A 12,527-nucleotide genomic window follows, 5' to 3' on the forward strand; every position below is an offset into this window, starting at 1 on the left:
TTCTTCTTTTCAGCTTGATTTTATTTTAGAATAAGAGTAGAATTAAATATCGGTTTTATCTTTTAAGGAGGTTGATATGTCTGATATTATTTATATTGAAGGCCGTGAAATTTTAGATTCACGGGGAAATCCTACTGTAGAGGTTGAGGTTCAGTTAAGCGATTTTAGCTACGGCCGGGCCTGTGTTCCTTCCGGGGCTTCTACGGGAGAATATGAAGCTTTGGAAATGAGGGACGGTGATAAGAGCCGCTACATGGGAAAGGGTGTTTTAAAGGCTGTTGACCAAGTTAATACGGTTATTGCCGAAGAACTTGACGGGGCCGATGCTTTGGATCAGGCCGAAATAGATAATATGCTTATAAATCTTGACGGCACCGAAAATAAATCCAAGCTCGGAGCAAATGCTATGCTCGGTGTTTCGATGGCGGTAGCCCGTGCCGCTGCCGACAGTTTAGGTTTGCCGCTTTACCGCTATTTGGGAGGCGTTCATGCCATGCAGATGCCCGTTCCCATGGCTAATATCATAAACGGCGGCCGCCACTCCGACAATAAGATAGATTTTCAGGAGTATATGATTATGCCTGTAGGAGCTCCATCAATCCGTGAAGGCATAAGAATGACAGCAGAGGTTTTTCATGCCTTAAAGGATATTCTAAAGAAGGATGGGCATGTTACGGCTGTAGGAGATGAGGGCGGTTTTGCTCCCAACATCGAAAATGTTCAAGCCTTGGATTATATAATGAAGGCTATCGAAAAAGCAGGCTACAAACCCGGAAAGGATGTGGTAATAGCTTTGGACTGTGCTTCTTCGGAGCTATTTGATGCAGGCGATAGAAAAGGTTATAAATTCTGGAAGTCGGCACCTTCTAAAATTTTAAATGCCGATGAGATGGTAGACCTTTTTAAGGACTGGATAAGTAATTATCCGATTGTTTCTATTGAAGATCCGCTCGATCAAAACGATTGGGAGGGCTATGCAAAGATGACAAAGGAATTGGGAAATCAGATTCAGATTGTGGGCGACGACTTTTTTGTAACAAACACAAAACGGCTTGCCCGCGGTATTGAAGAAGGAGCCTGCAATTCTATTTTGATAAAGCTCAATCAAATCGGAACCGTTACCGAAACAATCGATGCCGTAAGAATGGCTCAAAAGGCAGGCTACACTGCCGTTATTTCGCACCGCTCAGGCGAGACAGAAGATGCCTTTATTGCAGACTTGGCCGTTGCCCTTGAGACCGGACAAATTAAAACCGGTTCAATGAGCCGAAGCGACCGCATCGCAAAATATAACCAGCTTATGAGGATTGAAGATGAGCTCGGTTACAACGCCCGCTATGCAGGCATGGCAACCTTTTCAAATATAATAAAAAAATTAAAAGCCAGCTGATTTTTAACCGGCAGAGTTTATCAAAGCTTTGCCGGATTTTTAATATATCATATAAAAAATTCTTAATAGTTATTTTTTTAATAAGGGATATTGGACATATTGATATATTTTATATTTTTGTATATATTTAGACAATTAAAATATTGAATAGGATATAGAGGTCATATGAAAAAGGAAAAGCATTTCTCAATACGGAAAAAATTATTGATTGTTTTCGGATTATTGATTATGTTGGGCGGAGTTATACAGGGCTCCGTATCGTGGTATACCTTTAGAAAGGCAATGATTAGAGATGTCGAAGAACGCTTAACGGATAAGGCTGACGATATTGCTACCCTTGTGGAAAGCATAATAGATGTCGATTTTGAGTATTTAAGAGGCGTTGCCCGTATTCCCGATTTAAATGATGATAGTTTGTCATATCCTCAAAAATCCGCACGGCTGCAGCAGGAGCTCTCCTCTGATAACGATGGAGCTTTTTTAAATATATGCGACTTAAACGGCAATACATATTATATGGACGGAAGAGTGGTTTCGGTTGCAGACAGACATTGGTATAAGACGGCTCTTGAAGGAAACTATTTTATTTCGGAACCCTATCTTTCTCCGGATACGGGTAAGATTCACGTCGTTTTTTCTTTGCCGATTTACAACACAGACGGTGAAATTTCGGGTGTTATGTGCGCAGGGCTTCAAGGGCTTATTTTGTCGGAAGATATTAAAGATCTTGTTATAGGTAAAACCGGTTACTGCTACATGATGAGTAAAGACGGCACCATTATTGCACATAGGGACAATAAGCTTGTTTCCGGTTTTGTCAATTATCAAAAACTTGCTGAAACTGATGCCGAATTGAAATCTGCTGCTGAATTTCAAAAAAAAGCCTTGCAGGACCAAGAGCCGGGAGTAGGTTATTACACGCTGGACGGAGAAAAAAATATCGGCGCTTATGCAAAAATGGAAAGGAGCGGATGGACGATCGTTATACGGGCTCCTGTAAACGAATTCTTAATTTCGCTTAATACGCTGACCCGCGCAATTATAATGTCTGTTATCCTAATACTTCTTGTAACAATAGTTATATCGTTTATTATTTCTACAAAGATGGTAGGTCCCGTTAAGACTGCCGTGAATGTGCTTAGGGATATTGCCCAAGGCGAAGGAGACCTAACCGTTCAGCTTCCTCTTATCGGAAACGATGAGGTTACTCAGCTTTCGGAATATTTTAACGAAACAATCGAAAAAATACGTCTTTCCATTAAATCTGTAGATGTAAACGCCGGAACAATGCAGAGCATCGGTGATGAGCTTGCAGGCAACATGACGGAAACTGCAAGTGCAGTAAACCAAATCAGTGCAAATGTTGAAGGTATTAAACAGCAAGCTATTGCGCAGGCGGCAAGTGTCGGCCAGACATCGGCAACCGTAGAAGAAATTATCAGTACTATAAAAAAACTTGATGAGAGAATAGAACTTCAGGCATCCAGCGTTGCCCGCTCTTCTGCCTCGGTGGAAGAGATGGTTGCAAACATCGGCTCAATTACTCAAACTCTTGAAAAAAGCGACGATGCCATCAAAAACCTTGCAACTGCAACCGCAGACGGAAAAGATACGGTGTTAAACTCGAATACGATTACGCAAAAAATAGCCGAAGAATCGGGCAGCCTTTTAGAAGCTTCAAGTGTTATTCAGCACATTGCAAGCCAAACAAACCTCCTAGCGATGAATGCTGCAATCGAAGCCGCCCATGCAGGAGAAGCCGGAAAAGGGTTTGCAGTCGTCGCCGATGAAATAAGAAAACTCGCTGAGGACTCAGCTGCTCAAGGTAAGACCATTACCGCCGTATTAAAAACCTTCAGCAACGAAATTGAAGTATTGTCGGCTTCTTCTAAAACCGTTGAAGAAAAGTTTAATACCATCTTCTCGCTTTCCGAAGAAGTAAAGACGATGAGTAATAGTTTAACCGAAGCGATGAGGGAACAGGAAAACGGAAGTAAAGAAGTGCTTGCCGCTATCCGCGACATCAATGCCGTAACGGTAGAAGTAAAAGAAGGTTCTGCCGAAATGTTAAGAGGCGGCGAGCAAACTGCCGAAGAAATGCAAAAGCTGGACGGTCTTACACGGGTTATTACCGACGGAATGAACGAAATGGCTGCCGGTGTTATAGAGATAAACAATGCGGTACAGGAAGTAAACGAGATTACTCAAAAAAATAAGATAAGCATTGAAAACCTAGCGGATGAGGTTAAAAAGTTTAAGATTTAAAAGGAAGCATCTTAAATTAAAATCAAATGAAACCTCTAAAAACTGAAGTTTTTAGAGGTTTCATATTGTAAATTGAATAAAATTGATATTCCGTTACCTTGAGTTTTTCAATATTTTGTGCTATAATAAAGGTATGAGAACGAAACTTTGTAGCGATTTACAATTTTCTCTTTCCCGGTATTTACGTAATAGGAATGAGTTGAAAAATGTTAGCCTAAGTTTACCCCAAAAAAATTCTCTATTAAGTAAAATATCTCTAATCAAAGCTGCTAATACTTATTTTTCTCAATTTATAAACCGCATGGCTGAATTTATTCGGCCTGGCGGTTTTTTGTATAAATTAACTTATTTAAAAGGAGAAAATTAGTCATGAAGAACACTAATTTCAAACTTAAGACTAATGTCTTAAATCGGGCAGTATCAATTACTGCATTGTTGTTGGCTGCGGGTATCTTATTTACAGGCTGTCCGCAAAAAGTAAAGGAAGAGCCTAAGCCTGTCTACTACACTGTAAATCTTGTACATGAAGGCGGAAGCCTTACAGCGAATCCTGAGATACAAGGAGGCAAGGCCTTAAAGGACAGTGAAATCACATTTACAGCAATCCCTGCAGATCCTTCGACCCATGAAGTTGATAAGTGGGAAATTACGGGCGGACAGATAGTTTCAGGCGGTGGCGAAGGAAGTGCAAGCGTAAAGGTAAAGATTACGGCAAACACAACGGTAAGGGTTACATTTAAGAAAAAAACTCATCCTCTGATTCTTAAATCACTTACAATCTTTGGTAAAAATGCTGTATCGGGCCGAATAATTGTCGATTACAGTAAGACTGAGGTTAGGGCCAGTGATGTGTCTGCTAGTTTTGATTATGGCTCTGTAACGGGCGAAACAATACCTGTAATTGTAACTAACGGTACTCTTGGTGTCGGGGAAAATACAGTAAATTTATCAATAGATGCTGTGGATGGTAAGTATAAGGCATGGACTCACGATATTGTAGTTTCACGGCAAGATACTGCTCCTATTGATAAGACACATACTGTAGGTTCAGTAGAATTTACCATGAAAGGTATAGCCGCCGTAACAAATGCCCAGTTGGGACATAATGATTACTATAATAATAAGCCTCATACTGTAAGTTTAAGTGCCTATCTTATAGGAGAGACTGAGGTAACGCAGGAACTGTGGCAGGCGGTGATGGGCAATAATCCGAGCGGTTTTACAGGAACCCCTGCTGCAGACGAAACACAGGGAAAGCGTCCTGTAGAAAATGTAAACTGGTATCATGCAATAGCCTTTTGTAATAAACTCAGTATAAAACTGGGGCTTGAACCATGCTATACGGTAAATGTTGGAGGGACTCCGGTTGATTTTGCAAATCTTAGCTTTGATCAAATTCCTACAGGTAATAATGCAGATTGGAATAAGGCAGAACTTGATATGAATAAAAAGGGTTTTAGACTTCCAACGGAGGCTGAATGGGAATGGGCCGCTAAGGGAGGAAAGGAATATCAATGGGCAGGAACAAATACCGAGGCTGAACTTAAAAACTATGCTTGGTACAATTCAAACAGCGGAAATAAAACTCATGAGGTAAAGAAAAAGTCTCCTAACGGCTACGGTTTATATGACATGTCAGGAAATGTGTGGGAATGGTGCTGGGATTGGTATGGCGATTTGCCGGCTTCGCTTGGAGCGGACTATGCAGGGCCTGTGTCAGGTTCGTACCGTGTTTTACGCGGCGGCAGCTGGAACAATAGTGCGGAGGATTGCGCTGTAGTCGCACGGAATCGCAGCTACCCTGACTACAGGAGCAGCAATGATGGCTTCCGCTTGGCTTGCCGGCCTTGAGTCGCTTAAAAATGTACATCCGTGTACATTTTTAAGCTTCGAGTATTTTTGCTTCGCAAAAAACTCGCAAGAATGGAACCACCGCCGTCCGTGGCGGTGCTGCATTAACTATTTAACTTTTTTAAACCGTCCATAGGGCGGTTTTTAAAAAAATTAGGAGAAAAATTAAAATCTATTGAATTTGCTGCAGCTGAATATAAAAATGATCAGTTTTCACTAAAATAAGAGATGAGAGTTAATATTTAGAATCTTTTATTTGAACCTTTAGTTTTATCCAAATCCTTCTGTTCACAATCTCAATGCAGTTAAAAAAATTCCTTTGCGGTCTTTGCGTCCGCTGCGGTTAATTAAAGGAATAGAAACCGCAATGGTCCGAAAAAGTGTCTTAGCCTCGAAGCTCCGCCGGCTGTACTTCCCCTAATTTACAGTTCCTCAATCTCTGATTCGGGAAGTCCGGTTATTTCTTTAATTAAAGCTATATCAAAGTTTTTTCGCTTCATAAGTTTTGCGGTTTCGCATTTATTATTATAAGTCCCTTCTGAAAAGCCTTTATACCTAGCATCCATCTCAAAGGTTGACATTAATCTATATTCTTGCCTTGCTTGTTCATTTTGTTTTACTGTTTGTATCATTTCTTCTATCCTCCTTGTAAATTCACTCTTTGTTTTACCGGTTTTAAGATATTCTAAAAATTCCTTTAATTCTTTGTTTTCAGTGTCTTTAAAGGCCTCTGCGTTTATTATAATCTTTTTTGTTCCATCTTGTAAAGATATGTTTTTATCTTCAAGACAGATGTTTTCAAAAGTATAAATAGGCCTATTTTTATCGATAGCATCAAAAGTACAAATAAAGATTATAAAGCAGTCGTTTAAATCGTTATAGAAATTCCCCTTATCCAAGAACGAAATATCAATGGCTGCTTGGTAGAACCTCATTCTTTTAGGTATATTCTTTTCGTTGCTTACCTGCATTTCCACATCATAAAATTTGCCGTTTTCTGCCTGTACTAAAACATCAAATCTTACAGATTTAGCCTGTTCGTAAGTGCTAATATTGTGCTGTACCGAAATATAAGCAATTTTACCTATTGTGTCTGATAGAATCATTTCGATGAGCTTTTTACACAAATCCGGGTTTTGCATAACTTTACAGAACATAAAGTCATCTTGTAATGTTAAATCTTCAAACCTTTTTATCATTTGCCTTCTCCTTGATTTTTTATATTTCCCCTTCCCATTATATTTATAGAAAATATTTAAAAAAAATAGTAAAATATAAAAAGATTTTTGTAATCGATAGAGTTAAAAAATTCTTAGCGGTCTTAGCGCTCCTTGCGGTTAAATTAAACACAGCCTTTTAAAATGCCTATTTACTTTTTTTTGATTATCATATATTATCGAAAATATGCATAAAAAAAGCACATTTTTAAAATTTGCGGCCTATTACAAGCCTTATAAATTCTTGTTTTTCTTTGATCTTTTTTGTGCCCTTTTGGTGTCTGCGGTGGACTTGGTTTTTCCCCAAGTGATAAGATACTTAACAAGGGTAATTCCAAAAATAAGAAGCGGCGGGCTTTTGCTCTTTTCGGATAAGACTATTTTTAGCTTTGATGTGCAAGCCTCGGCGATTATCTACCTTGGACTTATAATTGCGGCAATTCTTTTGGGGCTTTATATAATAAGATACTTTGCCCAGTATTTTATAACCTCATGGGGCCATATAATGGGTGCCCGAATGGAAAGGGATATGAGGAATGACCTTTTTAACCACATGCAGCGTCTTTCATTTTCATATTACGATAAAAACAAAACAGGCGATATGATTTCGAGGATTGTCTCAGACCTTTTCGATATTTCGGAACTGGCACACCACGGCCCCGAAAACCTTTTTATTTCCTTTTTAAAAATAATAGGTTCTTTTTCGCTCCTTTGTTTTATCAATGTAAGGCTTACTTTGATTTTGGCTTCGGTTACATCCCTTATGTTCATCTTTACTTTTTTTCAAAACAAAAAGATGCGTAAAATCTTCATGCTCAACCGGAAAACCATAGCCGGAATAAATTCCCAAGTGCAGGACACTCTTTCGGGGATAAGGGTGGTGCAGTCCTTTGCAAACGAAGAACTGGAAAGCAAAAAATTCTATGCGGCAAACGAGGCCTTTGTTCATTCAAAATATTTAAACTACATGCAGATGGGGCAGTTTGTCGGTGTAAACGGTCTTTTGCAGGGCTTGTTTTTTATCGTAACGGTTTTAGCCGGAAGCTTTTTTGTTGCAAGAAATGAGCTGACTATTCCCGATTTGACCATCTATGTTTTGTACATAAATATCTATATTGCTCCTATAAACCTCCTAATCAATTTTACCGAGATGTTCCAAAAAGGAGCTGCCGGTTTTAAGCGCTTTTTACAGGTTGTAGAAACTGCACCGGATATTACCGAAAAAGAAGATGCCGTCGAGCTAAAAGATGTAAGAGGAAATATAAAATACGAAAATGTAGATTTCAGCTACAATGAAACTACAACAATCTTAAAAAATATTTCCATCGATATTCCTGCAGGAAAAACCCTTGCTCTTGTAGGCCCTTCAGGCGGAGGAAAGACTACGATATGCTCCCTTCTTCCCCGTTTTTATGATGTAATAAACGGAAAGATAAGTATAGACGGTAAGGATGTTCGGGACTTGACATTAAAGTCATTGAGGGAAAATATCGGAATTGTGCAGCAGGATGTTTATCTTTTCGGCGGAACCATAAAAGAAAATATCGCCTACGGTAAGCCTGAGGCTTCCGATGAGGAAATTATTGAAGCCGCTAAAAATGCGCACATTCATGATTTTATTATGAGTTTGGAAGACGGCTATGATTCCTATGTGGGAGAGCGGGGCGTTATGCTTTCAGGCGGTCAAAAGCAAAGAATTTCCATTGCCAGAGTCTTTTTAAAAAATCCTCCGATTTTGATTTTGGACGAAGCGACTTCAGCCCTCGATACCGAAAACGAAATTTTAATTCAAAGGGCAATTGAGGAGCTTTCTGAGGAGAGGACTACAATAGTTATAGCCCATCGTCTTTCTACAATAAGAAATGCCGATAGGATTTTGGTGGTTACCGATGAGGGCATTATGGAAAGCGGCACTCACGAGGAGCTTTTAAATTTAAACGGCATCTATGCAAATTTACGCAAGCTTGATGAGTTTTAATCGATGCCTCAAAGCCGATTAATCAAAAACCAATTAGATGGAGACATTTAGGTGCAAAACGAATTGAAGGATTTACGCGAATTAAAAAAGAAATTTAAAAAGGCCGTTCTATCTCAAAGGTATACGATAGATGAACTTCGTATTGCTTATGACGATATTTTATATTCTCCTCATGTGCCTAACAATGTAGACCTATCGGAAGCCGATTATCGGGGAATAAAAACCGATATATTGAAACCGGATATGGCTGTTTCAGGAAGAGTAATCTTATATATACACGGGGGTTCGTTTATAAGCGGCACAAAAAAAGCTTACCGCTCCTTTTGTGCGGGGCTTGCTCATGAAGCTTCTGCCGACCTATATTTACCCGAATACAAGACAGCCCCCGAACATCCCTTTCCTGCCGCCCTTGAAGATGTTTACAAGGTCTATGCAAAGCTTATAGAATCGCACACGGCAGATCCTGCAAATTTGATTCTTGCAGGAGACGGGGCCGGGGGCGGCTTGATTTTGTCCCTTATTCATTATTTGAAGAATAAGCATCTTCCCCTGCCTGCCTTGCTGGTTTTATTTTCGCCTTGGGCGGATTTAAGCTGTTCAAGTGAGGGCTTAAGCGTAAACCGAAAGAAAGATTTTGTTTTTTCTCAAGCTGCTTTATTTGGGGCTGCTCATTTATACACGGAAGAAAAAAATCTTACCAATGAGCTTGTTTCTCCTATTTTTGGAAACTTTGAAAATTTCCCTCCCGTTTTTATTCAATGCGGAGGTAATGAGATTCTTTTAGATGATTCGATCAGGCTTTGCGAAAAAATAGAAAAGGCCGGAGGAATGGCCGTGCTCGATAAAATTGATGGTATGCCGCATTTGTTTCAGGCCGTTCCCGATTATTTTTCCAATGCTCACATTGCGGTTGAAGCTGTCGGAAAAAAAATAACCGGTTTTTTTGATAAGGGCTCGGTGATAGAAAATAAGGCCGATTGATAGGGGAATAATGATGGAACTTCTTTCGCCTGCGGGCAATTTTGAAAAATTGGATTATGCATGGGAGTATGGAGCCGATGCAGCCTATATAGGATTAAAGAACTTTTCGCTTAGAGCTAAGGCCGATAATTTTTCGGGAGAAGAATATAAAAATATTTCTCTTTTAAAAGAAGAATACAAAAAACGCGGCTTAACAAAAAAACTTTATTGTGCGATAAATATTTCGTTTCATAATGAGGACTTAAAAAACCTGTTAGAAGAGGTTAAATATTTTAAGCAATATCCCTTCGATGCCTTTATAGTTCAAGATTTGGGAGCCGCCCGAATTTTAAAAGAAAACTTTCCCGATATTCCGCTTCATTTAAGTACGCAGGCAAACTGCATAAACTATGAGGCCGTAAGGGTGTACAAGGACTTAGGCTTTTCCCGCGTGGTTTTGGGAAGGGAAGCAAGCCTTGAGGATGTACGCGAAATAAAACAAAGGGTTCCCGAAATAGAGCTTGAATGTTTTGTGCATGGGGCAATGTGTATTTCTTATTCGGGACGCTGCCTGATAAGCGCCTATCTTACCGACCGAAGCGCAAACGCAGGGGAATGTACCCATTCTTGCCGCTGGAATTATAAGATGTATTCCGAAAAAGGCGGACACTTCTTTGTCGAAGAATCCGAACGGAAGGGCGAGCTTTTTCCCGTAGAAGAAGGCGAAAACTATACGGCTCTTTTTTCTTCAAAAGATTTATGTATGATAGACTACCTCGATAAGATGAAAGAAGCCGGGGTCGATTCTTTAAAAATAGAAGGCCGCATGAAAAGCATTTACTATACGGCCTTAACCGCGAGGGCCTACCGCAAAAAAATAGATTTTTTAAACGGAAAAATAAGCGCCGATGAAGCGGCTCCCTTTGTAGAAGAATTATACAATACGGCCCACAGGGAGTTTTCTACGGGCTTTTATTTTTCGAGTGCGGAAGCAAATAAGACAACCGCAGGCGAGTCAAAGTCTCCCTACATGCTTGCAGGCAAAATCGGTAAAAGGCTTTCGGAAAATGAATATGAATTTATTTCGATGAATAAGATAGATTCAGGTATTCCGCTCGAATATGTAGGCCCCGATATTTGTTCTATAGAGGACAGGGATTACACCCTTCTTAAACCCGACACAAAAGAAAAAATGGATTGGGTCTGCCACGGTCATCCCTGTATCATCAAAACCTATAAACCCATAGCCGAAAAATTCTTGGTAAGGTGTAAGGAGTAATAGCATCACAAGATTTAAAAAAACCGCAAGGCACGCATAGCGTTGAGCTTCGCTCAACTTCGCAAAGGATTATAAAAGGATGTCTTACAAAGACTCCCTTAAACCCCTTTGCGCTCTTAGCGCCCCCTGCGGTTAAATAAAAAAAACAGCTCTTACAAAATTGAGGTAATTGTGGTATAATATGACAAGTGAGGGGGCGGCTATGAGTACTTCAAACAGAAAATTGATAAAAAATGTACGTCCTTGTACATTTTTTATCGTCGAGTTTTGAGCTGTGCTCAAAACATCGCAAATCTACCCCCACCGCCGTCCATGGCGGAGTATAAAAGTAGAGGGTATAGTTATGAGTAATTTAAACAGAAAATATAAAGATTCTGTTTTTGTCGACCTTTTCAGTGAAGATGAAAAGGCAAAAGAAAATTTCTTATCGCTGTATAACGCCTTGCACGGTACACACCTTCCGCTTTCGTCTCCGGTTGAAAATATAAGGCTCGATAATGTTATGTACATGAATATAATCAATGATGTTTCCTGCCTTGTAGATGGTAAAATCATTGTACTTGCAGAACATCAGTCTACAATAAACGAAAATATGCCTCTACGCTTTTTAGAATACATAGCAAGGCTATATGAAAAACTGCAAGCACCTACCGACAGATATTTAAGAAAGCTGTCAAAAATCCCCACGCCTGAGTTTTATGTTTTCTACAACGGCAAGGAGGACTACCCGGAAACTACAGTTCTAAAGTTATCTGATGCATTTATCACAAAGCCGGAAAAAGTGCCGCTGGAGTTGACGGTACAAGTGCTCAACATCAACACAGACAAAGCAAATAAAGTCTTAGCAGCCTGCAAACCGCTTGAAGAATACAGCCTCTTTGTAGAGGAAGTGAGAAAACAAACCCAATTCGACAGCGAAAACGGCTTTACCAATGCGGTAAAAATATGTATAGAAAAAGGAATCTTAAAAGAGTATTTACAGAGAAAATCACGGGAGGTAATAAACATGTTAGTAGCCGAATATGATTATGATACGGACATCGCAGTACAGCGAGCTGAAGAAAGACAAATAGCCTTTGCCGACGGCTCATACCAAACAAAGCTTGAAACAGCAAAGTTGATGAAAGAGGAAAATTGTGAGATTTCCTTTATTCAGAAGATGACCGGTCTCAGCAAAGAAGAAGTCGAAAACATTTGAAACGCCTGCTATCCTGAGGCAATTTTGAATAGCCTTTTTGCAAATAGGCGGAGCAGATTCAAAAAACCGCAAGGCACGCCAAGGGTAAATAAAAGAATATGTTATCAAAACATCATAAAAATTTCTTTGCGCTCTTAGCGCCCCCTGCGGTTAAATAAAAAAAACAGCTCTTACAAAATTGAGGTAATTATGGTATAATACAATCAATGAGGGGGTGGCTATGAGTACTTCAAACATAAGTTGGAATCACCGCCATCCGTGGCGGTTATATAGTATGAGCCGTTTTAAAAATAGGCGGAGCAGATTCAAAAAACCGCAAGGAACGCCAAGGGTAAATAAAAGAATATGTTATCAAAACATCATAAAAATTCCTTTGCGCTCTTTGCGCC

General features: G+C 39.7%; 9 protein-coding genes. 8 read left to right on the plus strand and 1 reads right to left on the minus strand.

Annotated features, from left to right (window positions below; genetic code table 11):
* Positions 1-76: 76 nt before the first annotated feature.
* The 4 genes from eno (at position 77) to E4N78_RS03175 (ending at position 5,506) form a co-directional block, all read left to right on the plus strand.
* The gene (gene eno, locus E4N78_RS03160) at positions 77-1,390 is read left to right on the plus strand and encodes a phosphopyruvate hydratase (RefSeq protein WP_255811622.1); all 1,314 of its coding nucleotides are present in this window, start codon (positions 77-79) and stop codon (positions 1,388-1,390) included.
* Between the two features lie 165 nt (positions 1,391-1,555).
* The gene (locus E4N78_RS03165; RefSeq protein WP_255811623.1) at positions 1,556-3,655 is read left to right on the plus strand and encodes a methyl-accepting chemotaxis protein; all 2,100 of its coding nucleotides are present in this window, start codon (positions 1,556-1,558) and stop codon (positions 3,653-3,655) included.
* Positions 3,656-3,788: 133 nt separating this feature from the next.
* On the plus strand, positions 3,789-4,022 hold the full coding sequence (locus E4N78_RS03170; protein WP_255811624.1) for a hypothetical protein: 234 nt from the start codon (positions 3,789-3,791) through the stop codon (positions 4,020-4,022).
* Positions 4,023-4,024: 2 nt separating this feature from the next.
* The gene (locus E4N78_RS03175; RefSeq protein WP_255811625.1) at positions 4,025-5,506 is read left to right on the plus strand and encodes a formylglycine-generating enzyme family protein; all 1,482 of its coding nucleotides are present in this window, start codon (positions 4,025-4,027) and stop codon (positions 5,504-5,506) included.
* A gap of 422 nt (positions 5,507-5,928) precedes the next feature.
* Here the strand turns inward: E4N78_RS03175 and E4N78_RS03180 are convergent, their stop codons facing one another.
* Positions 5,929-6,705 carry an Rpn family recombination-promoting nuclease/putative transposase gene (locus E4N78_RS03180; protein ID WP_255811626.1) on the minus strand — a complete coding sequence of 259 codons (777 nt, stop codon included), beginning with the start codon at positions 6,703-6,705 and terminating at the stop codon, positions 5,929-5,931.
* Positions 6,706-6,910: 205 nt separating this feature from the next.
* On the opposite strand from E4N78_RS03180, the gene E4N78_RS03185 reads away from it, so the two are divergent.
* The 4 genes from E4N78_RS03185 (at position 6,911) to E4N78_RS03200 (ending at position 12,138) form a co-directional block, all read left to right on the plus strand.
* Positions 6,911-8,701, plus strand: coding sequence for an ABC transporter ATP-binding protein (locus E4N78_RS03185; RefSeq protein ID WP_255811627.1), 1,791 nt, complete (start codon positions 6,911-6,913; stop codon positions 8,699-8,701).
* 51 nt (positions 8,702-8,752) lie between these two features.
* A complete protein-coding gene (locus E4N78_RS03190; protein WP_255811628.1) occupies positions 8,753-9,682 on the plus strand; it encodes an alpha/beta hydrolase fold domain-containing protein in 930 nt (309 codons plus the stop codon).
* Between the two features lie 13 nt (positions 9,683-9,695).
* Positions 9,696-10,940, plus strand: coding sequence for a peptidase U32 family protein (locus tag E4N78_RS03195; protein ID WP_255812309.1), 1,245 nt, complete (start codon positions 9,696-9,698; stop codon positions 10,938-10,940).
* Between the two features lie 343 nt (positions 10,941-11,283).
* Complete coding sequence (locus tag E4N78_RS03200; RefSeq protein ID WP_255811629.1) at positions 11,284-12,138, plus strand: Rpn family recombination-promoting nuclease/putative transposase; 855 nt, start codon at positions 11,284-11,286, stop codon at positions 12,136-12,138.
* The last annotated feature ends 389 nt before the right edge of the window (positions 12,139-12,527 follow it).

Source organism: Treponema denticola, assembly GCF_024400535.1.
GTDB classification, from domain to species: domain Bacteria; phylum Spirochaetota; class Spirochaetia; order Treponematales; family Treponemataceae; genus Treponema_B; species Treponema_B denticola_C.